Below are 25,473 nucleotides of genomic sequence, written 5' to 3'. Positions count from 1 at the left end.
GTTTGGTCACAGCTGATTCACAATCTTGAATAGTCGCTCTCCTTAGGGCGGCTATTTCTATTAAAGGAGATTTCTCATCAACCTCTATGCCGTTTGTTAATTTATGACAAAACAACCTAAATAGTATTAATTCGACAGCTAATTTTGTCAGTTTGACTGACAAATGTCGCTATTTGTCTAAATTTTGTCAGTTTTAGTCCAAAACAAATACCCTTAAAGAAACCAAAAGAACCTCCACCCAATTCAAACACGAGCTCCCTGAAATCCATCTCAACTCAGGAAAAGAGATTCCAGGTTTAGAAAACCATCCACATCCATAGAAGAACACCCAATTGCGAATGGCAATCCAATAAAATATTACTTGAATTGATTAAACTTCAACATATATTCATAACTTTAGACAAAATATGTCTAAATAGATTATGCCCAAAACAATAGGCCAACAAATTCGTGAATTGAGAGAAGCAAACGATCTTCCTTTAAGAAAGGTAGCTGCAGCAGTTGATATAGATCAATCAATCTTGAGCAAAATTGAACGTGGGGAAAGAAGAGCAACACGTGAGCTAATCATTAAGTTTGCTGAATTATTTAATGTTGATGAAAAACAAATGCTTATTAATTACTTTAGTGACAAAGTACTTTATGAAATTGTTAATGAAGAATTCGCTTCAGAAATACTAAAAGTAGCCGAAGCCAAAGTTGAATACCTAAATAAACCTAAAAGATAATGGAATCAATTCACCTAAAACCAAAAAATGATGAGTCTCCTAGTTCTTTTGCTAAAAGATTAGGCGAATTATATGCAGATTCAGTTTCAAAAGACCATAAGAAAAAGAATGGGCAATTTTTTACACCATTAGAAATAGCACATTTCATGGCTGCCTACTTCAACTCCAATAGAAAGGAATTGAAAATTCTAGATCCGGGAACTGGAGTAGGAATTTTATCATGTGCATTGGTTGAAAAGATAATAGCTAATAATAAGTTAGTTCGGAAAATTGAATTAGTTGTTTATGAAATAGATAAGGACGTCATACCATTAACAATTCAATCCTTGGAATATCTTTTAAAGTTCGCAGCTAAAAATGAAGTTGTTTTAACCTACGAAATTAGACAACATGACTTCATTCTTCACAACGCACACTGTTTTAGAGATACATCTGGTGATTTATTTTATAAAGAATCAGAAGTGTTTGATATAGTAATTTCAAACCCTCCATATTTCAAGATAGCTAAAACTGATTTGCGAGCAATTGCCGCTTCTGCTGTTTATAGTGGTCATGCGAATATTTATTCTATTTTCATGGCATTATCTACTTTACTTCTAAAGAATGATGGTCAATTAATTTTTATCACACCAAGAAGCTATGCATCTGGAGGTTACTTTAAAGTATTTCGTTCATTCTTTTTTAAGAAAATTCAATTGAACAACGTTCATCTATTTGTTTCAAGAAAAGACACCTTTAGCAGAGACAAAGTACTTCAAGAAACAGTGATAATTAATGGATTTAAACAAGAATACAAATTAGGCAATCAAACAGAAATCTCTTCATCTTCAGGTATAGTTGATATTGACAATGCAAGAAAAAGAACTTATTCTTCTGATAGAGTTCTTGATTTAAACACCGATGAAAAGATAATGTATTTACCTACTTCTGATTATGAAGAACATGTTTTAGGTGTTTTTAGAACTTGGCGTAACAAATTTATTGATTACGGAGTTAAAGTCTCTACTGGCCCTGTTGTAGCATTTCGTTCAAAAAAATACTTGAGAAGTGAGTATCAAAACTCAAACGTCTATTTAGCACCTCTATATTGGTTACACAACATTAAGCAAATGGAAATTGAATGGCCCATTGTAAAACCTAAAAAAGAGCAATACATTAATATTGAACCGTTAGCTAAACCTCTTCTAGTACCAAACAAAAATTATGTACTACTGCGAAGATTTAGCAGTAAGGACGATAAGAATAGATTAGTTGCAGCGCCATATCTACAATATTATAAAAAAGCTGAGCTGATAGGTTTAGAAAACAAAGTGAATTATATATATCGCCCAGGTGGTGAATTATCCAATGAAGAAACAGTTGGTATTGCAGCTTTGTTATCGAGCACTATCTATGATACCTATTTTCGGATTTTCAACGGAAACGTAAATGTCAGTGCAACCGAATTAAAAGAAATGACATTGCCTGACCTAGAAGTAATACAAAATATTGGAAGTACAATTTTAGAAAATAACAATTTCACAATTGACTTTATAAATGAATTAGTTAATAATCAAATAGAATTAGAATTAACAGAATGAATAAAATTGAAGAAGCCAAAGCCATTTTAAAAGAACTAGGTTTACCTACAAGACAACAAAATGATCGTTCAGCATTAACCTTACTCGCACTTTGCCAAATATCACCTAAATCTAAATGGAAAGATGCAAAAGCCCTCAGCATGTCTGTAATGGGGAATAAAAATAACGCAAAATACGATGGCATTATGCGATTTATGGCTGATGAATACGATAAAAACTATGCTGAAAACTCAAGAGAGACTATAAGACGACAAACTTTACATCAATTTGTTCAAGCAGGAATAGTCAACCATAATCCTGAAAACCCAGAGTTAGCAACAAACAGTAAAGACAATCATTATCGTATCTCACCCGAGGCTTTAAAGGTTGTACAATCTTATGGATCTACAAAATGGAAAAAAGAAATCGATCTTTTTCTAAATGAAATAGGCTCTTTAAAAGAAAAGTATTCGAAGAAACGAGAATATCGAAAAATTCCATTAAAGCTAGAAGACGGTACAGAATTAAAGTTCTCTCCTGGCAAACATAATGAATTACAAATTGACATTATAAAGGAGTTTGCTCCTCGCTTTGCACCAGGAAGTCAATTGTTATATGTCGGTGATACCGCAAAAAAAGATTTGTACCGAAATGACTCCGCACTAGCTGGATTAGGAATACCAATAGATCAGCATAGTAAACTTCCTGATGTAGTAATTCATGATACGAAACGAAATTGGCTCTTCTTAATTGAAGCAGTAACATCTCATGGTCCTATTTCACCAAAAAGAATTGTAGAATTAGAAGAGCTCCTAATAAACTGTAAAGTAGGAAAAGTTTATGTCACCGCTTTTATCGACTTAAAAGACTTTAAGAAATACTCCAATGACATTGCGTGGGAAACAGAAGTTTGGCTTTCAGAAATTCCCGATCATATGATACACTTTAATGGCGACCGTTTTATGGGGCCAAGATAAAATTATTTTATATGCCAAAAAAAATAAAGCTTACTCCATCAGAAAATGCTATAAATAACCTAGTTATCATTTGTCTTCAAAAATCAAAAACAAACTTCGAACGTATCGAATTAGAAAATATTGATTTACTTATTGAATTAGGGGTCATACTTGAAGACTCGTCAAATATTAATCAGGTTTTTACAAACCTAAAGTCAGTAAAATTTAATGAGTGCCTACTCAATTATTATAAATCAAGGGCAAATTATATTCACCCAACCTCTATTTCTGATATAACTGAAATAATCGATCAGTTTGAGACGCTAATTAAAAAAGAGTTTAATGAAAATCAAAACCTTACTTCTCGAAAAATTTTAGAAGGATTATATGGTTTTTTGTTAGGTCGATTAAAGTCAAGTGGTTTCGACGTTTATTCATACGCCTTTGAGCGAATTAAATCCGATAAATCAGACAGGTTTTTGGATTATTTCGATAATGGATTTATATATCACTTAACTTCATCTGATTATTCTTTAGAGCAAGTATATTGTTTGTGTCAAATATCCACACAAACAGAAAATAGTTTTATATACAGAAAACTAATTCAGGAAGTTTTCAAACAACCTAATGATCTAGCATATAAATTATACAAATTTGGCACAACACAAGAAGAATACGAACAATCTGAATTCCAAATAAGAATCATTTTAAAGCTTTATAACACCCATACAGAAGAAATTTTTAAGAAAATAATTGAGCTACTAGCACAAAATTCAAATATCGGAATTAGATTGCTTGCGTTCTGTGAATTAAAAAAAGAACATATCAGGGAAGCAATAGATACCGCATCAAATTATATTGATGAATCTTTTTTAAATGAGCAAATAAACAACCTCCTATATAATATTGCAGGAAGTAACAAAGCATCGTCAATACAAAGAGAACAGGCTTATGATCTATGGATGAGGTTTCTAGATAATTCAGAAACAGGATTTAGTCTTCAAATCATCCATCTTGTTAGACTCATAGGAAGAGAAGAAGATGAAGCCTACAGATTCAATATGCTAATGTCATATTTGAATAAAACAAAGAATTTCTCTATTGTCAATAGCTTTTTTTCTCAATTTAAAGACCCCAACTTTCTGTATAAATTACTTTCAGATCTATACCAAAAGACTCCTGGTAGAAAACTCTCACTTACTCGATCCTTTAGCAACCCAATAAAGCACTTTTTCAGAAGCAACCCAGAAGAAACTGAAAACTGTATTTTAAAGCAATTCAATCCTATTTACAATCTTAAAACACTACCTGTAGATATCATAATGATAGGACATTCATCTGTTTTTCATATTGATTTATTAAAATTAAGTACAGAAGAAATACAATTGGCAGCCATTCAAAAAATTTGTCTTACAACTATAAATTTCGACAAAATCCTTCCTATTCTCATAGTTCTTAGGAAATCTCCTTTTTTAAAAGTACGAGAGAGTTTGAAAGGACACCTATCCATACTAGCACATGAAGTTTATGGAATCAAATTGATCGAATGGATTAAAGTTATAATTGGTAAAGAAAAGAACGTACATTCTTTTTTAAAGCCAATTAAGCACGCTGCTGAATTACATGAAAAATTCAGAATTAAAAAATTTGAAATCAATGATTTGAATCCATACTATCAGGAGAAAAAATTGATGGAGTATTACTTTGCTCTTTCTCATGAAAATCAAACAAAGCTTATGCAAGAATCAAGAAACGATCCATCTTTTCTGACATCACATTTCAAAAACTCAAGTATTGTTCGAGGTAATAGTTTCCGTCATGGTAATTCTGAATCTGAAGTCATTCCATTAGGATCAGTTAGCGCGAGTACTCTTATTGATTCAAGAATCTATAAAAATCCAGACTTATTAGAGTTCCAGCTTAATAACATATTATAAATGAATACAAACAAAATATTCGTAAGAGAGTACTTGGAGTCACTTACCGAAAAAAATGAGTTAAATGTTGTTTTCGGCTTCTTGCTTGAGGCAATGGGTTTTAAAATTCTAACTACCCCATCAGAAAACCTAGGTCTAAAAGAGTATGGTAAGGATATTATCGCCATTGGAAAGGATGAGAGTGGAGTGAAAAAGAAATTTTATTTTGAATTGAAAGGAGGACAGGATAGACATATAAATGAAAATTCATTAATTAAGCAAGATGGAATAATTAGCTCTATTCAGGACGCAGCTTTTGTTGATTATAATACAATATATCCAAATTTTCAGAATTTGGAACTTGTAATTGTAATCGTTCATAATGGTGTTTTAAAAGGTAATGCTTCGGAATTATTAAATGGTTTTCTTAAGAAAATGATAAAAATATGTCCTGAAACTAAATTCATGAGATGGGGCATCGAAGAATTATCTCTTAAATTCACTAATCATTTATTTGGTCCATATTTATTAAGTGATGACTCCATTAGAAAAAACCTAAACCGTGTATTAATTAATCTTGACTCTGTTCAAGATGTTACCGCTGACTTTAAAGAACTAATTAAAGGATTATTAAATCAACAAGAATGGTCAAACAAAAGAGGTGCTATTCCAAGATCCTGGAAGTTAAGATTCAAATCTCTTAAATTAATTGGATTTATAATTTATCGTGAATCAGTTTCTCATAATAATTTAGCTACCGCTGAAAAACACATCCGTATCCTTTTACTTGATTATTGGTTTTGGATATTAAAAAACAATTTAGAAAAACGCAAAGCTGTACATAAATACTTTGAAGAAGTTTATTCGCTTTACTTATATGTTCTTACTGAATATGGTCAACGAACATTAGAAATAGCCATTAAAAAAGACGGCCTGTATTATCCAAACGGAGGCGCTTATGAACAAATTGGCTATACATTAAGAACGCACAATTATTTATCAAATATTATTTTTGGGTTTAATAATTCTTTAAGCAAAAGTGCCAATCCTAATACAGTAGAAATCATATCTTTGTTAGTTACTAATAACTCCGTTTCTAGAAGAACTTTACTTGATATTCATTCTCTATCAATACTTGATATAATTTTATTCTTTAAAAATAATAATCGAGATGATCTAGCAATTCAACACTTAAAAGAAGTTTTCGCATATATTAAATTTGCTAAAGAAACATCCAATCGTTTTCCTGACCCTAGTAATAATCCTGAAAATCTTGTAAAGTACTTTGTTAACGGTGAAAAGCCAGTGTTTTATATAGATGACACATCGCTATTATTAGGTATGTTAATCGAATTAACAGTAGTCCTAGACTTACCAGAATACTTTTTTCAAATAAGGGATTTCTCAATCAAATATGATATTGATTTAGCACTTTTCATACCTCATCATGGAAAGAAATCTAACTCATTAAACCTAATTGAAGATACAGAAAATGACCTTGAAGAGCAATTATTTTCAAAATCGGTTACTGATGGCTATCAATTAAATATCTCTTTGAAGAATAACAAGCAAGAACCTATTTCATTTGTTGAATTTAAGAAGAACCTAATCGATTGTAAGGATGAATTTTCATATAAATATCGAACTGATTCTTCAGGATATGAATTAATTAGAGATTTAGCACATTTTACTTTTAAAACTCCTTACTTTCCCGATAAATGGAGAAGATTTCTGTAACAGACTGATTTCAAACTACCCAATACCTAAGACATTCTCCCATATTATGAACTATAAAGATTCCTACTCAAGATTAATAAGATTTAATGTCTTAAGATCATGCGCCTAATCCGTCTCCACCTCCAAGTTTATTCATGCTTTTGCTACGGAAACAATCGCTATTCCAAGAGCTTCACAAGGTCGCTTTGTTCTAGCGTGTTCCTGTGCAAACCATTTCATAAAGCTTTCCGTCTCCATCGGGGCATAATATTGCTTTTCAAACTAAGCATTCCACAATAGAAAGAGCTTACTCCTCCGATAAAAGGCCACGAACTAACATCTCTGAATTATTAAACCTTATCCTCCGCAACCAACAGCTGCCGATTTTTTGGTTTTTAGCTTCGCATATTTTGGTGATTTCTAAAGATTGTATGGCACAGGAAAAGTGGTCTTCAATCGTCACCACCACCCTGCTCAAAAAATATAAAAACAAGCCTATACAAAGCTCCGTTGCACTACGGGCTTGTTTTTACCGTTCCATTGTGTCGTACTCGGAAACTCCGCGCGCCACACTCCACTTATTTTTCTCGCTGTGGGTGTCTCCTCATTCAGTTGCTGCTACTCTGCCACCCCAAACCCCTATTCGGTTTTCGCTAAAGCGAAGTTTTTAAATGGGGTGTCACCGCAGCGTCTTGTATGGCTCGCCTGCTGGTCTCTCAGGCTTCAGGGCGCTTCCAGTTTTTTGGCATTACCCTAAGATGTGCAAGCTGCCCCAAAAAGGTCAGCAAGCACTTTAACTTTATCATTCTATTTTGCATTACCGAAGTCAAGCGTTGGCTTATTTTTTGTCTCCATTGCATTGCATCAAAAAAACACCAACACTTGTAAAACATTATACCTTCGAATTCAAAAAACTGGAAACGCCCCTCGTGTGCCAAAAAGCACAGAGGTTGCAACCTGTCTGTTCCACATCCATTTGTTGCGCCCCCCCTCGTTCCACTCGCAAGGCGGCTCGCGTCCTCCGAATTATGCTTTATCCAAAACTAAATCATTATTTCTCCGTTCTTGTTGAATAGAAAGCTCAAGGCTGTTTTTCCTGTGCTATTATCAGTGTTAATTGGCACTAAATGAATATTCTTACATATTCCTTCGATTTAACAGTTTCCGACCTGAATTAAACTCTTAAAAGATTACTCTCAAGATTGCCAATACTTCCAAAGACTTGCATTATAAAAAAAGTTACCATGCATTTAATCAAACATAAGGCCTTCGATTTAAACTTACTCTATGGATTAGAGTTTCTCTTAGAATATACCAGCTTCCCAAAAGGTCAGCAGGTATTTCTAACTTTCCTTTGCATTTAAGCATTAAAGAAGTCAAGAGTATGTGTTTCTCATTTAATTGGCTTTTGCTTTAGCACTATCGTTTACCATCTTGAAAACACATTTCCTAAAATCAAAAAACACATACACTTGTAAAACATGATACCTTCGAACAAAACAAAGCTCCTACTCTCTTCGATTATAAACTTTACTCCTCTGAATAATCATTACCACATATCCTAAAATGCACCAGCCTCCCAAAAGGTCAGCAGGTGCTTTAACTCTCCTTTCCATTTAAGCATTAAAGTAGTCAAGAGTATGTGTTTCTCTATTACATTAGTTTAAACTATTAAAGGTCATTGCACCTATTGAAACAACAATTCCTTTAATCAATAAACACATACACTTGTAAAAACGAATCCCTTCGAATAAAAAAAAGCATACCTCTTCGATTAAATACTTTCCTCTCTGATTAGAACATTAGTAACTTTTCCGATTAGCATTTCTCCTGAAATGTACCAGCCTCCCAAAAGGTCAGCAGGTACTTAATCTTTCTGTTCCAATTAAACATTAAGGAAGTCAAGAGTATGTGTTCGCTTGTACATCTAACTTTTGCTTTGTCTAAATCGTTTTTCCTTTCGAAACACCTTTCCTTACATACAAAAGAACACCTACACTTGAATAAAGAAGTAATACCTCTGTACAATCATTACAGTATTTCTATTGAGCTTAAAGCTTCGATTTAAAAAGGAATCTACCTTATCCCTGAGAGAATAAAATAAAAAAATAAAAGCAAAGATAGGGCTAACCACAGCTTTGTAAAGGTCGAGCCCTCCGGGTTTTGCAATAATAATTTTGTGATCACATTCTAACTATCATTTGCTTTTATCAAAAGATGCTAATTCATTTGTGGGTTTAACGGCAGGAGTCAAAATTTTTATCGTCAAAAACCTTGACAAACCTGCTCTTTAGCCCTGTGAATGAGCTTTCTTTTTTCCTTTTTTTTCGGCCTTTTTGGTCGTTTTCTTTGGTTTTTTCTTTTGGAGTTAATGGTGGAGCGAAGCGACTTAGATATGACTTAATTTTTAAACAACGAGTTATGTCTAATTTCAAAATGATTACCTATCGACCAGAAGGCGTGTATAAAGGCCCGCACTTCTTTATCCTAAACAAAGGATTAAACAGTGGAAAACCACTCAAAAAGCCTTGCCCGAATTGCTTTGTGATAAGCTGCAATTCAGAAAGCGAAAAAGAAAGTTTGTACTGGATAGTTTATTCCCTGCATCAAGGAAAACAATTTCAAATTGCTTTGGTTGGATCTGTGATTCCTTTCATTAGGAAAAGTGACCTCATCAAAATTATAGCTGATGCACAAAAAGTCACTTCTCACAAACCCGAAGCAATCAAAAGGACTGTTTCATCACTTTTACAATTGGAGCAGCAGGAAGAGAATTACAAGCGAATCCAGAACACATTAAAGCAATTAAGGCAGGTTCTAGTTCATCAATTAATTAAACAGTAATTATAAATCCGTTCAACCCATCTCTAAAAATGATGAGGTGGGTTGAGCATAAAACTAAATATTATGTATCATATCAATCCAGCATGTACAAAGAGCATTTTAAGAACAATGCCCAGGAAGGAAATTCCTGCAGAAATGGAGAAAATTAAAGAGAAGATTTCTGAAACTCCTCCAGGAAATGAGAGGAGTAAGTTTGTAAGGCTTTATAAGTTTTGTGAGAAGTTGATTTCTTAAGCCTTTTAAAAACGGAAAACAAAAATGGATCCATTGTGGTTTTATTAATAATTGATTATAATTATTAAAGTATACCCGTTTTTTTTGATATAAGATTGTATTCATTACTTAAGTAAATAAACATAGTTAAGGGCATTCTAAAATTTCCATTTTCATCTTTAACATACCATAAGAAATCGTTCCTCATGTAAACGTCTTTACTTTCTTTAGTAAAATATTTAGTTATTTCAATCATATCAGGTTCAGCAGGAAAAACTTTTATTTCAAGTGACTTAAAGTAATCCTTTGAATTAGGGTAAAGTAAGACATATGGTATAGCATACTCTAGTAAATTAAAAGTTGAAATAAAAAAACTTCGTAAAATTTCTCTATCAGGAGATCTAAGGTACTTCTCTACTTCGTAAAAACTGTCTTTTCCTAAAAGGAAATAATTTAGAAAGTTTCTGTTAAAACCAGCGAAAGAAAACTCGCGGTCTAATTTGGGAGACATTACTTGCTTTTTAAAAGGGATGCCCTTCACATATTCAAACCAATAACCTGTTCTTGTATCAGGTTTTATGGCAACAATTATAAGAGGGAGATCTAATGAGTCAAAATACTCTTCATAAAATTCCAAAGATGTATAATCAAGCTGTTCAAAATTGGTCTCAGTAGGAATTGATTGTACATTGATAGCAATAGTCTTGTGTAATGGTTTTTCATTATAAATTAATTCTATTATGCCATCCATCCCCTTATAATCTTCAGTTATGATAGGGTTGTAAATACAATTGTTTGCTTCAACAATATCAATAACTGAATCTATCGCTATAGACCTGGTTTTATCCATGAATGATGTTTTTTAAGGTTTGAAATTTATTCTCATAAAACTTTAGTGAAGAATTGTCAAGATAAATATCTCTGTTTATTGAATACATAAAAGAACCTTCTTTGTTAGAACATGTTGGCATCCCAATTTCTACTTTTATTCTATCTCTTTCTGTTGCTGAAACAATATTACATCCTATTTTTATCAATAATTCTTGAAAACTTGAGGAAACCATCATTTTTTCAATCACAAGGTTAACAGAAATATTTAAATGGTTGAATATAATTTTAATCATCTTATTTTCAATAGAATTTACAAATTCCTCATAGAGTTTTATTTGGTCTAATGATTTAGGTCGATAATTATTTATGCTGTTACCGAAATTTTCAAAATTAAACTCATTTTCAGGAGCTGTTGAAAAAGTTATTACGGTACGCTTAGGATTATTATTTATATATTCTTTTATATCAACATAGAATGCTTTGAATAGTTCAGGAATATATACAATACCATATACATCTAAATCATGATTAAGCCAATATTCCCTGTGATCTGAAATATTTATTTTACATTTTCCGGCTTTAGTTGTAAAGAAAGATTTACCTGATTTAACTTGGATTGCCACCAGTCGTCCTTTTCTACCAGAATTATCATTCAATTCAATTATAGCATCTAATCCAATATCATTTTCTTGATGAATTGAATGGAATTCGCAATTAACAGATTTTATTACTCGTTTGATATAGTTTATTCCCTTCTTGGATGTTGCGTTGGTCTGTAAATATTTTGTCATTCTTTTGTTGGGTTATTTATAGTGGTTCACATCGGCTTTTCGTTTATTAGTGGAGTTTTATGCAACTAATATAAATAAAAACTATCTTATGTCTTTATAAAAAGTCGAGAATTAACTGATAATAATACAGGATGTTTACATTATTATTTTTCAAGTATAGCAAGTTTTATGTTTAAATATCCATCTAATTTTAAAATCTCTAACATTTTGTTTGAAAAATCACTGGATTAAATTTTATACTCTTCTAACCTTTATGCTATTGAGCAAATATGTTATAATTAACTCTAATCGTATCAATCATCCCCTTCATTCGAAATGATGACCTCATCAAAATTATTAAGGATGCACAAAAAGTCACTTCTCATAAACCCGAAGCAATCAAGAAGACTGTTTCATAATTTTTACAATTGGAGCAGCAGGAAGAGAACTACAAGCGAATCCAGAACACTTTAAAGCAATTACGCCAACTTCTAGTTCACCAATTAATTAAACAGTAATTATAAATCCGTTAAGTCCATCTCAAAAATGATGAGGTGGATTGAACACAAAATCAGATAACATGTATCATATCAATCCAGCATGCACAAAGAGCATTTTAAGAACAACGAATGGTTAAATCAAACAACTTGATTTTTAAGATAATCAACGAATTTCTCAATATTTTGTTGAAGATTTGTTCCATTGACATTTGTTCCAAAAAAAACTTTCCGATCTTCATATATATTTGATAATGAACCTTTATCATCTATACAAATACCTTTGTTTGAAGTTTTTATCCAAGAAAGTAATTTATGATTATTTGGAGGGATAAGAAGAGGAATGAAATATTTTTCATCATCTAAAAGACACCAACCCGCACCTTCTTCATTCAAACATATCCTACTATCCAAATAATTAGGAGTTAAAAACTGAATAAATAATCCCATCTCATTTCTAAGGAAATTTCTTAAGTCTTCAGGAATATTAATTCCTCCTGGGATTCCATAACTTTCTTGGCTAGTAAATTTTATAATTTTAGGATCATAGCCAAGTCCAGACACTAAAATTAAATCCCTAAATTTCCTAACTAATTCTGAATCTTTTGAAGAATGGCTCAAAAATATTCCTTTCCTGAATATTTCTTCACTTTTCTCTTGAGAAGAAATTTCTGAACTAATTTGAGGAATGAATGTTTCTCCAATTTTATCATGAAAATTATCGTAAGAAAATACATCTAATGAATCATTACCATCTTTAAATATAGTTTTCTTAGGAACAGATGAGATATAGTAACATCTTAAATTAGGATATCTAAGTTTTATTTTAGAAGCTTTGAAATCATCATAGCCTTTGTTTTTTTTACTGTGATTAAGGTGGACAAAGAATAAGAACTTTTGATCCGTTTCTTCTTGTTCAATAATCTGTTCAAAATCAGCTAGACTTTGTATTAGTTTTATATCACTAAACAATTCTTTTGCTAATTTCTGTTTAGTTTTAGGTAATTCAAAATTAACTTTCTCATCAAAAAACATTAAAATTGTTTCTTCTGCAATTTCATTCCATTCCATATTTCTAAGTTTTTGTAAATGTTATTTTCTGTAAATAAAAGTCCCCGTTGGTTTGGGACTCATAGTTAGTATTATGATTAAATAAATTTATTCTTTCCAGTCTATCAGTTCCTTTACCTCCTCCTTTTGAAATTTTATCTTTAAAGTTTATTTTATTATTGATTAGTAATAACACCGAACTATTTATTATTTCTAAGCTAATTTTAATCGGTTTGTTTAAATCCGCAAATCTCATATTTCCAATTATTTCCTTCGATATTATTTGTTCAAAGTAATAAGTTGGAAATTCAATCCATACATCATTCTCTATATCTAATTCAAAAAAACAAGCCTCGTTTGAAGATTTCAATTCGGAAATCAATTGTTTAACCTTACTACTCAAATTCACATTCTTAGATTGTGAAAAGAGATTTGAATAATTAGTATCTTCATTTATGAATTCTTCAAACACTTCATTAATAAGTGATTTAATATTAGAAATATTAAGAAAATCTCCATTATACAATTCATTAGATAGATAACCATGTAATGTTCTAAGAGACCTGTTTGCTTCCTCCAATAAAAGATAATCTTGATTGAAAATAAAGTAATTTGGGAAGCTACTAGAGAAACGAAGGAGAGATTCTATGAATTCCGAAATTTGTTTCCAAGATTTTCTTATTACTTTAATTTGTTCTACACTATCAGAATGCAATCGATTATTTCTTTCAATTACTTTTAAAGAGGAAATTATAACCTGTTTATCGTTAAATATATATTCATTGTGTGAAGAATCTTGATGTAATTTTTTATAATTGTTAATAACGGTGTTAAGTTGAAAATAATAATCCGCGACATTATTCGGTAATGAAGCAAAAAAGGAGGGAATCGCCTTATAATGAGAAGTATCCTCATCAATCATACTTATTAGTTCAATTGACAAATTCAGAAATTCTGGTGAGTGCTTTTTAGAACTTTTATCATTTTCACTTACATGTAAATACTTCAATATTCGGTAAAAAAAATAGTTTTTATCTGAGCTCTTTATACAAAACTTATTAAGTAAAATTGAAAGTTTTTTAATACCTATATCTTTAATTATTTCATTTTCATTAAAAATGATAAATACTAAATGAATAAAATTTTTGATATCCCAATTATAGTTTAATAATTTCTGATCGATAATATTTTCATTCCAAAAAAGAGCATAAATAAAATCCTTTAAATTGTCTACCAAATCTGGAACAATTTTCTTTAGAGATTCAAATAAATATGGTTCGTGAATTAAAACCCCACAGATAAGTTCAATATCTTTATAGGGGCTTTTACCTCTTTTCTTTTTTGATTTCGATTCATATTGAGATATAAAATGGTCTAGATAATTGAAATACTCTGTATAAAACCTAAATTCTGATAATTTCCCAAGTTCATTTCTAGTAATTATTAAATCCTTTATTATAACCGAGTTGTCTTTTGATTTAATTATATGATCATTATTACTTTCTTTGATTGGTTTTAATTTCAATTCATTATGGACAACTTGAATGATTTTTTTTAAATTAAGTGGTAAATTAGTGAAAGATTGTATTGTTTTTAACCAATTTATTTCATCTATAACTGGGCTTTTAGAAAGATGGTAAGTTGGCAGATGCCAATGGCAACCAAAATAAATATTGACTGCTACCGAATTCCCTCCTGCTTGAACTGATTTTAATCTGGAAAAAAATTCTCGCTTATGGTCATTAACTCTTCCTACAATTGAAATTGCGGTAATTTCTTTAACGTCAAAAAATGCCACTTCATTAATCATTTGCAATAAAGATTCTCCAGAACATGAACCATCATCTAAAATTAGAACATTTTTATTTTTACATTTTTCAATCAATGATTTTGGTGGATGAGAAAACCTCCATCCTTCATTCGTTTGAAATCGTTCCAACTTTATAAATTCTAAACTATGGTTAGGAATAATATTATTTTTGAAATACTCAAAATCAATATTTTTTATCCCAGATTCCTTTGGATAAAAGATTAAATTTATATCTCTAATGTTTATTTTATTTTCTAATCTATTTATTAATGCGCTTAAGATTTTATTTGAAGCTGGATTTGATTTATCAAGAATGGTGTCCATATCAAAAAAGTATGGATGGATTAAACTGTTGAACTCAAAATAACCTATCTTTATTTCGGAAGGATCTAAAAGTTTTATAAATTCATGATTATCTATCAATATGGACTCATTAGAATTAGTTTCTTTTATAGAATGAGTAATTGGAGTATTTGTAAATGGATTTATTCTAATTACTTTTATTTTATTTTGATTTAACAATTCACTAATTTCTGATCTTCGCTTTTTTTCTAATTTATAATTAAATGTAGATGTTAATTTTTTCATGATATAGCTATAATCAATACCTGAATAATCATTATCTATCGCGTTCACTAAGGCACCTATTCCAATTAAATCTACATTGTTTTCAATTAGATGGGACTCAAATTTATTAACTAAAAAACCAGTAGAAATCACATCACATAATAATATCACTTTTGAATCATGCTTAATAAGCTTTAAAAATGCTTTCTCTTTTTCAAAAGAAAAGTAATTATTAAGATATATACAGTTTTCCATTTTCAAATCATCCTGATTAATCAATGAGTCCAATATCTTATGACTACTTGCCGTAATTCCGGTAAATAAAACATCTTCGAGACTACCGAATCTTTCTTGAATTTTTAAGAATAAATTTTTAGAGAGGTAGTTAAGCTTTTCTTCATTTGAAAGAACTTCATTCAACAAAAGATACTCGTATTGATAATAGTTTCCATTACATAAATAAATACAACTTTCTTCTTTCTGAATACAACTTTCTACTATACTTTGTATTTCTTCATGAATTGAAGCATTTTGTATTTCCTTGTAAAACTTAAATATTTCTTTTGAATTAATTGAAGAATATAGATTACCATATTTATCATATCTATTAATATGTCCAATAATATCCTCTGGGCATTCGAAATCAGAAGATCTTAAATCATGTTCATCAAATAATAAATCATTAAGCTTATTAATATCCTTATCTGAATAAACTCCCAACCAGAAAATTTCAAGTTCATTTACAAGTTCATTTATAAAAACAAATGGAGTTGGATGAAATCTAAATTTTTTATCAACCTCCTCTAATTCTGATATTTCATCTTTAATATTCTCAAGAAAAAACTTTTCGGGTGGATTAAGAACTATAATATTGTTTTGATAATTAAACCTATAATCAGTGCATATGAAGTAAATAATTTTCTTGGCTACTCTTTCATCTATCTCATAACCTTGAAAATCCAAATATATTAATGAATCGTTTTTATCTGAATTCAATTCCCCTAATAATAATTCAAAAAGATTATTATATAATTCACTTTTCGAGGAAGATGTTGATTTTATTTGATTCTGAATATCAAACAACCGTACTGTTTTTTTACTACTCTTATTAAAATTAAAATTATTGAAGTTAACGTTTGGTTTAATGGAGGTACTGTCAAACTTTTTCTCTAACTGTCTTTCAGGCAAATAAATACTTATTAAAGATCCTGGGAAATATAAAGTTTCATCTCCAAAGGATATAATAGCCTCTTCAATAGATTTATTATTAGAAAAATCATAAGCTATTTTTCCATGGTTACTTCTAATAACAATTAATCCTTCAAATCTTTTAACAATTACTAAAACATCAAATAATCCTCTTGGTGTAATTATATTTTCACTAAATCTTTCCTGAATTGTATGTTGCGATGATAAAGGTTCAAAAGCATACTTAAGTATGTTCGAGTCTGTGATACTAGCTTCTTTTTGATTAGAATAAGATTCATTTAATGTTTTAGTTATGCCTTCTCCAAAATCTAGAAAGGATATCTGAAGGTATGATTCATTTTTATATTCTTTTTTAAAATCATTAAAAAAGAATGGTTTTAAATCATATAAATTTTCTTCTTTAAAGTTTAATTTCAGCAATGATTGTATTTTCTCTTTTTCAAAATAATCTTTATTCAATTTCTTTTTTAAGGAGATACTTAAAAAAGAATAATTTTTATGACTATTTAAAAATGATTTAGTGAAATGGTCTAAAAAGTTTTCATAAAGTTCTTTAGTTATTATGGAGTTTAGTGTTTTGTTTTCAAAAGGCAAGTAACAACCATTACTTTCCAATATTTGATTAGTTGCCTCTGATAAACTGTAAACTTTATTTAATAATTCTGAAATTGCAATATCATCATATTTTTCAATTTTAGGTAAGCTTAAAAAAGGTGTAACACCATATCTATCATAAATTTCTTGGTTTGATGAGCTTATGTTGAATTGCTTTCTAATTCGATCAACAAAACCTCCATCAATATCGAAATACCTGTTATAATCATTATTTGGAACAATTTGATATATTTTCCAAACATCCCAAATTTGAATAATTTGTCTTGCAATTTTTTTATCAATATTTGAACTAGAACCCTTAATTAAGAAATTAACTTTAAAACTAATACCGACATCTATTAAGTATTGAAACAATCCAGTTAGAATCAATAATTCTTGATTAGAAATCCATTTTAATTTCGAAAAATCAAATTCATAATTATTTTTCTTTCCGGTATCATTTTTGAAAGCAATATAAAAATCATTAATAATTTGATCAATGTGTTTATCACTAACTTTCTCGCCTAATTCAAAGAGGTGTAGGTTTTGTGTCATTATTTGTATTTCTAACAGATTGGATTGGAATTAGCCTAGTACTGTAAGTAAGCTTTTAACAATCAAACTTAATCAAATATCCTAAACATTTGATTAAAAATACTGATAAGTGTATAAAGAAAAAACCCTATTTCGTTCCATTTTATGGTTGTATGTTTTGTTGGATTAATCGTTTTCATCAGGTATTACTTGCTATGAATCAAAAAACTATAGAATTCACATTTTAGTATTTGATCTTAATAATGATGGAGATTGAGTATGATAAAATCTACTACCTCCTCCACTTCCCCCAAATCCACTTCAATCCCCTACTCACCAAAAAGCTCACCGTAGCACCAACTGCGGCCAGAATTATAGTCATTACAATATCTTGCATATCGAATGTGGCAATAATACTCAAGATTGTACCAGAGATAGTTCCTATAATTGTTGTATTGTCATTTGAGTAATCCATATTAAATGATTTTAAATTTAAAAAGCCACCAGGCATAATGCTTGGTGGCTTAATTTTCTAAATAATTCTATTTAGTCATCACCCGGCTCTGAAGTCAAGTGAATTGAGATCGTAAGAGTTTCTGAATTTAAATCTTCATCCAAATCATTATCCCAATCAATACTCATTCGGTTTACTGAACTTGCTAATTCTGATCCAGCCTTAAATTTTGGCTTTTTCTTTTTCTTAAGTTCTACGATTAATTCGTCTTTTACATTAGCTGTCTCTGACATAATTTTAAATGTTGTGTCCTCCAGTTTAAATCCTGAAGGACTAGTTTGATAATTTTCTTCAAATTAGCTCCATGCTAATTCGGATTTACTCCTCACAATCTGCTTCAACAACTGCAGTTTGACTTACAGCTGTGATAACTGAACCACCAAGTATTAAATACCCGCCTATAGTTACCGCAAGTGCTGGAAGAGCAATTGGCGCTGCAAGAATCGACGTTCCGATTGCGGCCAACACTATTCCTGCTGTGCGTAGCTTTTTGAAAAATGGAGGAGTTTCTTTTTTGCATCGTTTCCCAAGGGATGCTAACTTGTCTTGAATTCTTTTTTCCATGATGTTATAGGTTTTAGACAACGTCAACAATGTTCATGGCATTGTAGCCACCATTGTTTAAGCTGTATTGTGTACCATTAACTTCTTGGAAAAACTCTACAAGCATGATATACACATCAGTTCCCGTTCCTGCAGGAACTCCTGACGGAGTTACAGTCACAGTTGATTGTGTACTATCTAATGGAAGATTCATTGCACTTGAAAGTGACAATTCATACGTACCATCTGCAAAGTTCACATTTGCCCATGCAGCTGTAAATGAAACATGAGTTGCATTTCCTGATGCAGCAATATGATTCGCTGGAATAAGATCTGCGATCTCAATTTCTCCAGTTGCTGGATCCAATGTAATTGGACGATACAAAATAGCGTTCAACATTGCACGAATGTTAAAGTTGAATCCTTTCAACATATCCTTTGCAGGTTGATCTTGGATTGCAACACCAACAGATCTGCTTCCGCGATCACTCGTTGTGTCCAACTTACGAATTGCAGACATTAATTTCGTTAACCTTGAAGTTACACGATTATCTGCTGCACGCATCATCATTGGACGAAAAGCATTTCTCAAGGTCTTCCCTGCCGTTGCTGCCAACCCGAACTCACTTCCGTTCTCTCGTGTTCTTGCAAACGCAGGATCATTCTTGATTCTTTCTCCGTCAACACCACCTTTCTCACGTGCTAAATACCCGTCTTTCGACTTGTAGAAGGACAAATCTCCAATCTTACCAGTAAGCTTGATTATTCCTTTTTGTTTTGCCATGATTACTCAATTTTAGTTTTAAAATATCCTGTTGGGACTTTCCCAACATTGGTCAAATTTCGTCGCGACTTGAAATCGATACTTCAAAACTACCTCATCATTAAGTTTTATTATAGCAATCGCTTCCGTTCCATAATCTTTATGCTGATTTGCCTAGTTTTTGCCTTTTCATTATCATTTAATTTCCTATAATTTTGTAATCAAGGCTGAAAACAGTCTCAATATGTATATATCAAGGCTACTGAAGGTGTATAGATAGTATATGGATAAAGTATCATAAACATCAAATGACACCAAATAATTATAAGTAAAATGAAGCGTATCGTTCTCCATACAAAAGACGTCATGATCATCACTGGAAAGTCTGAACGATATTCGCGAGAGCTTATCAAAAAGATGAAGGAGCACTACCTGAAAAAATCACATCAGTATATTACTATAAAGGAATGTTCTATATATCTAGGTTTGGATGTTGATGAGGTAGAGGATGTTTTATTCTGAAGTACTAATCATTTGGTTCAATATGAATCAATACCTTTCCTAAATTCGGTATTTCTTTTTTCAAATAGTCCTTTAGTTTATGTGAAATATAGTGTCCATCCTTTACAGAGATTTCACTATCAACAACTGCATGTAAATCAACATGAAAACGCATTCCTGCTTTTCGAACATAGCACTTCTCTGTATCTAGAACTCCTTCAACCTTTATGGCCTTTTCTCTAATTTCGATTATCAAATCGTCATATAATTGCTCATCCATGATTTCACCTAATGCTGGTCTAAAAATCAAATAGCTATTATACAGGATAAAAGCAGAAGCTAATAAAGCAGCCCAATCATCGGCAGTTTCATATCCTTCTCCAAATATTATTGCAACAGTTATTCCTAAAAATGCCATTATGGATGTTATGGCATCACTCCTGTGATGCCATGCATCTGCTTTAAGTGAAGAACTATTGGTTTGTTTACTTTTCTTATTCACTACTTGAAAAGAGATTTCTTTCCAAACTATTATCAAACCTAAAACCATTAAAGTCCATGCTTTCGGAGTTTCGTGTGGTGTTTGAATATTCTGAATACTGGTATAAGCGATAACTGTGGCTGAAATAACTAGAAAAGCAACAACACCAAATGTAATAAGTGGTTCAATTTTCCCATGACCGTATGGATGATTCTCATCTGCCGGTCTTTTTGCATACTTAAAACCAAGTAAAACTAAAAACGAAGCGAATATATCTGTAGTTGATTCAATTGCATCTGCAATTAAAGCATAGGAATTACCGAAGAAGCCAGCAAGTGCTTTTATTATAGCCAAGACAGTATTACCTATTATACTGAAGTAGGTAGTTCTTATTGCTGTTTGTTCGTTCTTCATTTTTAAAATTTATAACTAACTTGGTTATGGCAGTAAAAATATCGTTTATATTGAAGCAGCCAAAGATATCCAATACGGAAAGATCATATATCGGATATCGCTTTGCTCGATACAAAACAATAAAGTAAACACACCAACAAAGAGGTCCTTTTTATAAAAGACATAATTCTTCGTCACTGTGTTTACTCAACTAACTTATAGTTTATACTTAAACAGTTCGGCAATAGATTGACGATACTCCTTTTCAGTCATTAAATAGTTCTTTAAGGCACCGTAATAAAAAGACAATTCCATAAAGTACTCTATCGTTGAAATATGCCCAAGTTCTAGCGATTTATCTAACAGTTCCACAGTATTTAAACCCGTAAAAAGTGTCTCATATTCATCAAGCGTTAATTTAAGATTAAGTTGTTTCTCATAGATATTCTGTATGTAATAATAACGTTCATTGGAATGATTTAATAAGTTCAAATCATTAAACTCCAGGTTGGCTTGCTGCGCTTTCACTTTGTTTTTATTTTCCCAAAGTGGAATCGTAAGCCCCACATGAACTCCGTTAAATCTTTGTCCTAATATGGCTTGATAACGATAACCTGCTTCGACTTTTGGTAAGGACATAGCTTTACTCAACTCTATCTTCTTTTCAATGATTACATTTTCTTGCTCTATGTACTCACGAATTGGATCATTTGCTTTAATCTCTTCTTCTAAATTTTCAAAAGAGGGTACTTCGATTATCTCAGAATAAGACAGATCCGTTACATTAAGCACAACACCACCATTTAATTCAGTCAATTTTTGATTTAATTGATTGATCGCAGATAGGTTTCTCTGAAAATCTGCATTTATCTCAGTGAGTTGAAGCTTGGCTTTATTAACGTCTAAAATACTTCTTTCACCTTTGACCATACTCGACTGAAAATCAGAAAGCCATTTGTCGGTACTTTCTTTCCTCTTTAAAACCTCCGACTGAAATTTATATCTATAAACCAACTCAATACAAGTGAGTTTCGCCTCCAATAAGATATCTTGTTTAGCAGAAGTCAATTGGAATTCAGCCTGTTTGATTTGCTCTTCAGAAAGCTGTTTTTTCTTGCTATACACAGTTGGAAAATCAAAGGATTGCGTAACAGCAAAATCTATTTGATTACCAGCACCTACAGGCGAACCATTCAAGAAATCATAATCAACCTTAGGATTGGAAGGCATTAACCCTGTCTTATACTCCATTTTTTTTGCTTCCCAAAGTTGCACATTGGCTTGAATGGTTTTGTTGTTCTGCTCAATAGTATAAAGAACAGAGTCAATCGATATTTGTGATTTTGCATTTAAGGCCATGCCAAATAAAAGCAATATTATATAAAATGACTTTTTCATTTTTTCTCTGATTTTGAATTAGTTAAAAAGTACACTACAGGAACAATGAAGATATTTAGCACTGTGGCTGTAAATAGACCACCAAGAATCACTTTAGCCATTGGGCTTTGTATTTCATTACCTGGTAAATCACCTGCAATTGCAAGTGGTATTAATGCCAGACCAGCAGTTAAAGCAGTCATTAGTATGGGACTTAATCTGTCCTTTGAACCTTGAATTATAGTATCATATAAATTCAAACCTTCATCTTGCAAGGTTTTGTAATGTGACACCAATATAATCCCATTTCTTGTCGCTACACCAAAAAGGGTGATAAATCCAATAATTGCAGGAATACTTAAAATACCACTTGTAAAATAGATACTGAATATTCCTCCGATCAATGCCAGTGGAAGATTCAATAGAATTATACCTGCAATTTTGATGTTCTTAAACTCTTGATAAAGCAACAAAAAGATGATCAATAGTGAAAGTAACGAAGTCGCCATCAAAGTTTTTGAAGCCTCTGCTTCTGCTTCAAATTGACCTCCATACTCGATATGATAACCTTCTGGAAGTGTTACTTCCGCTTCAATAGTTCGTTGAATATCTTCAACTACACTTTTTTGATCACGTCCTGCAACGTTTGCGGAAACAACAGTTTTTCGTTCGACATTTTCACGATTTATGGTATTAGGTCCACTCGAACTTACAATATCCGCAACATAATGAAGTGGAATCTTCTTCCCCTCTTTTGTGTCAATAAATGTATTTCGAATATTCTTTATTTTACCTCTGTTATCATCATCAAATCGAACGATTAAATCAAAGGTTTTAGCTCCTTCATAAATATCAGAGACCTTTTCTCCTGCAAAAGCAACGTCCACAAATTCGTTAAATTGACCAATGGTAATTCCATAATGATTCAACAATTCTCTTTTTGCTTTTATTTGAATTTGAGGAATCTCTACCTGTTGTTCTACACTCAAATCCACCAGACCTTCAATCCCTTCGATTTTTGATTTAATCTGATTGGATATAGAAAACAATTTATTCAGATCAGAACCAAACAGTTTAATAGCAATATTGGCACGAGTTCCAGAAAGCATGTGGTCAATTCGGTGTCCAATTGGTTGACCAATAGTAATGTTTGCTCCAGATACTCCAGCGATTTTCTCTCGCACATCAGCCATAAAGTCTGCTCTACTTCTTTCTCCTAACGTGAAAGGTGCATCTATTTCAGAAGCGTTTACACCTTGTGCATGCTCATCTAATTCTGCTCTTCCCGTTCGTCGACTCGTAATTTTAATTTCAGGAACATTAAGCAATTCTTTCTCAATATTAGTTCCAATTTTGTTGCTCTCCTCTAAAGAAATTCCAGGTAAACTTACTGCACTAACTACCAAAGAGCCTTCATTAAATTCAGGTAAGAAACTTCTTCCTAACTGACTAAAAGCAAACATTGATAAAGCAAATAATACAAGACTTCCTGCAATCATTGTCTTTTTCCAACGCATTACCTTTTCAAGTAATAAAACATACAGTTTCTGAAGACGTTCTACTAACCAACTTTCTTTGTGTTGTTTTTCCAACATTTTATCTTTGGTTAGTAAATAACTACACAATACCGGTGTAATCGTTATAGCAACGATTAATGAAGCAAAAAGGGCAACAATAAACGCAATACCCAATGGAGCCAATAATTTACCTTCCATTCCAGATAAGAAAAATAAAGGAAGGAATGCAACGATGATAATAAATGTCGCGTTAACTATACTTGTACGTATTTCAAAAGAAGCATCAAAAATCACTTTGAGTTTCTTCTTTCTTTCTTTCTTAGATTTTAAAGCATTTTCTTTCAATCGCTTAAAAACATTTTCGACATCAATAATGGCATCATCTACCAAATCTCCTATGGCGATTGCCATTCCTCCTAAACTCATCGTATTAATCGTAAAACCGAGTCCTTTCAAGGTCAGGATTGCAACAATCAATGAAATAGGAATTGCAACTAATGAAATCGCAGTTGCTCGCCAATTCATTAAAAACAAAAAGAGGATAATAACAACAAAAGCTGCTCCCTCAAGGAGTACTTTCTTAATATTACTAATGGAAGCATTTATAAAATCAGCCTGACGGAAAATCTCTGTATTGATGTTTATATCTTCGGGTAGATTATTTTGAATATCTGCGATTGCTGCATCAATATCATCAGTCAATTCAAGTGTATTTGTTCCGGGTTGCTTCATAACGGTCATAATTACCGCAGGTTCGCCTTTCACTGATCCATCACCAATCTTTGGAGAAGGTCCGATTTTGATTTCGGCAACATCCTCAATTTTAACTGGATTTCCATCTATTTCTTTGATCACTGACTTTCCTAATTCATCAACGTTATTTGATCTTCCTATACCTTTTACGATATATTCATTTCCATATTCGTTGATAAAACCACCCGATGAATTTCCATTGGCTTCTTGGCTTGCTTTAAGTAATTCAGAAAGTGAAACATTGTAAAATTCCATTTTTTGAGGTGAGGCTAAAATTTGATATTGTTTAAATTCTCCTCCAATTGTCACCACTTGTGCTACTCCTCCAGTCGCCAATAATCTCGGTCTGATTGTCCAATCCGCTATCGTCCGCAAATCCATCTGATTTGTAGAATCTGCTGTAAGGCTTATCAACATGATTTCTCCCATAATACTGGATTGAGGAGCCATTGTTGGACTCCCTATTCCTGTAGGAAACTTCTCACCAACTGCACTGATTTTTTCATTGACAATCTGACGGGCTTTAAAAATATCGGTATCCCATTCAAATTCTACCCAAACAATAGAAATCCCTGCAGATGATGAACTTCGTACCCTTCTTACATCGGTTGCACCGTTTACTGATGTTTCGATTGGAAAAGTAACCAATTTCTCAACTTCTTCAGGAGCCATTCCATGTGCTTCTGTCATTACAACAACTGTAGGTGCGGTAAGATCTGGAAATACATCTACCTCCATTTTTGACGCTACGAAAGATCCAAACACGATCAACAAAACCGATGCAACTACAATGAGCAGCCGGTTGTTGAGTGCAAAATTTATAATTTTATTTAACAT

Annotated in this window: 18 protein-coding genes; 7 read left to right on the top strand and 11 right to left on the bottom strand. The window is 31.7% G+C overall.

Annotated features, from left to right (window positions below):
- Nucleotides 1-422: 422 nt before the first annotated feature.
- From ERX46_RS01665 to ERX46_RS17435, 7 genes are all read left to right on the top strand, one after another.
- Nucleotides 423-728 (top strand): helix-turn-helix domain-containing protein, encoded by a 306-nt coding sequence (locus tag ERX46_RS01665; protein WP_207214099.1) that lies wholly within the window; start codon nucleotides 423-425, stop codon nucleotides 726-728.
- A complete protein-coding gene (locus ERX46_RS01660) occupies nucleotides 728-2,308 on the top strand; it encodes an Eco57I restriction-modification methylase domain-containing protein (protein ID WP_130092093.1) in 1,581 nt (526 codons plus the stop codon). Before ERX46_RS01665 ends, ERX46_RS01660 begins: the two co-directional genes overlap by 1 nt.
- Nucleotides 2,305-3,264, top strand: coding sequence for a BsuBI/PstI family type II restriction endonuclease (locus ERX46_RS01655; RefSeq protein WP_130092092.1), 960 nt, complete (start codon nucleotides 2,305-2,307; stop codon nucleotides 3,262-3,264). The genes ERX46_RS01660 and ERX46_RS01655 overlap by 4 nt, the downstream gene beginning before the upstream one ends.
- An 11-nt stretch (nucleotides 3,265-3,275) precedes the next feature.
- Entirely contained in the window at nucleotides 3,276-5,180 is a 1,905-nt protein-coding gene (locus ERX46_RS01650; RefSeq protein WP_130092091.1) for a hypothetical protein, read from the top strand.
- Nucleotides 5,181-6,896, top strand: coding sequence for a hypothetical protein (locus ERX46_RS01645; RefSeq protein ID WP_130092090.1), 1,716 nt, complete (start codon nucleotides 5,181-5,183; stop codon nucleotides 6,894-6,896).
- Between the two features lie 2,400 nt (nucleotides 6,897-9,296).
- On the top strand, nucleotides 9,297-9,719 hold the full coding sequence (locus tag ERX46_RS01640; RefSeq protein ID WP_130092089.1) for a DUF6943 family protein: 423 nt from the start codon (nucleotides 9,297-9,299) through the stop codon (nucleotides 9,717-9,719).
- Nucleotides 9,720-9,782: 63 nt separating this feature from the next.
- Entirely contained in the window at nucleotides 9,783-9,953 is a 171-nt protein-coding gene (locus tag ERX46_RS17435; RefSeq protein WP_165366115.1) for a hypothetical protein, read from the top strand.
- A gap of 64 nt (nucleotides 9,954-10,017) precedes the next feature.
- Here the strand turns inward: ERX46_RS17435 and ERX46_RS01635 are convergent, their stop codons facing one another.
- The 11 genes from ERX46_RS01635 to ERX46_RS01580 all read right to left on the bottom strand — a co-directional run bounded on the left by ERX46_RS01635 (nucleotide 10,018) and on the right by ERX46_RS01580 (nucleotide 25,473).
- Nucleotides 10,018-10,782: a hypothetical protein gene (locus tag ERX46_RS01635; protein WP_130092088.1), complete on the bottom strand. Its 765-nt coding sequence runs from the start codon at nucleotides 10,780-10,782 to the stop codon at nucleotides 10,018-10,020.
- Nucleotides 10,775-11,554: a DUF4365 domain-containing protein gene (locus ERX46_RS01630; RefSeq protein WP_130092087.1), complete on the bottom strand. Its 780-nt coding sequence runs from the start codon at nucleotides 11,552-11,554 to the stop codon at nucleotides 10,775-10,777. The genes ERX46_RS01635 and ERX46_RS01630 overlap by 8 nt, the downstream gene beginning before the upstream one ends.
- Nucleotides 11,555-12,171: 617 nt before the next feature.
- Nucleotides 12,172-13,101, bottom strand: coding sequence for a toll/interleukin-1 receptor domain-containing protein (locus ERX46_RS01625; protein WP_130092086.1), 930 nt, complete (start codon nucleotides 13,099-13,101; stop codon nucleotides 12,172-12,174).
- Between the two features lie 4 nt (nucleotides 13,102-13,105).
- The gene (locus ERX46_RS01620; RefSeq protein ID WP_130092085.1) at nucleotides 13,106-17,815 is read right to left on the bottom strand and encodes a hypothetical protein; all 4,710 of its coding nucleotides are present in this window, start codon (nucleotides 17,813-17,815) and stop codon (nucleotides 13,106-13,108) included.
- 271 nt (nucleotides 17,816-18,086) lie between these two features.
- On the bottom strand, nucleotides 18,087-18,269 hold the full coding sequence (locus tag ERX46_RS01615; protein ID WP_130092084.1) for a hypothetical protein: 183 nt from the start codon (nucleotides 18,267-18,269) through the stop codon (nucleotides 18,087-18,089).
- A 71-nt stretch (nucleotides 18,270-18,340) separates the two neighbouring features.
- Nucleotides 18,341-18,541 (bottom strand): hypothetical protein, encoded by a 201-nt coding sequence (locus ERX46_RS01610; protein WP_130092083.1) that lies wholly within the window; start codon nucleotides 18,539-18,541, stop codon nucleotides 18,341-18,343.
- Between the two features lie 85 nt (nucleotides 18,542-18,626).
- The gene (locus tag ERX46_RS01605; RefSeq protein WP_317127168.1) at nucleotides 18,627-18,893 is read right to left on the bottom strand and encodes a hypothetical protein; all 267 of its coding nucleotides are present in this window, start codon (nucleotides 18,891-18,893) and stop codon (nucleotides 18,627-18,629) included.
- On the bottom strand, nucleotides 18,886-19,635 hold the full coding sequence (locus tag ERX46_RS01600) for a hypothetical protein (RefSeq protein WP_130092082.1): 750 nt from the start codon (nucleotides 19,633-19,635) through the stop codon (nucleotides 18,886-18,888). Before ERX46_RS01600 ends, ERX46_RS01605 begins: the two co-directional genes overlap by 8 nt.
- Before the next feature lie 505 nt (nucleotides 19,636-20,140).
- Complete coding sequence (locus tag ERX46_RS01590) at nucleotides 20,141-21,010, bottom strand: cation diffusion facilitator family transporter (RefSeq protein ID WP_130092080.1); 870 nt, start codon at nucleotides 21,008-21,010, stop codon at nucleotides 20,141-20,143.
- Between the two features lie 195 nt (nucleotides 21,011-21,205).
- Nucleotides 21,206-22,387 (bottom strand): TolC family protein, encoded by a 1,182-nt coding sequence (locus ERX46_RS01585; protein WP_130092079.1) that lies wholly within the window; start codon nucleotides 22,385-22,387, stop codon nucleotides 21,206-21,208.
- Entirely contained in the window at nucleotides 22,384-25,473 is a 3,090-nt protein-coding gene (locus ERX46_RS01580; RefSeq protein WP_130092078.1) for an efflux RND transporter permease subunit, read from the bottom strand. The genes ERX46_RS01585 and ERX46_RS01580 overlap by 4 nt, the downstream gene beginning before the upstream one ends.

Origin of the sequence: Brumimicrobium glaciale (assembly GCF_004152935.1) — a bacterium.
In the GTDB taxonomy this organism is placed as follows: Bacteria; Bacteroidota; Bacteroidia; order Flavobacteriales_D; family Crocinitomicaceae; genus Brumimicrobium; species Brumimicrobium glaciale.
Note: the sequence above shows the minus strand (reverse complement) of the source record. Positions and strands in the feature narration are given on the sequence as shown.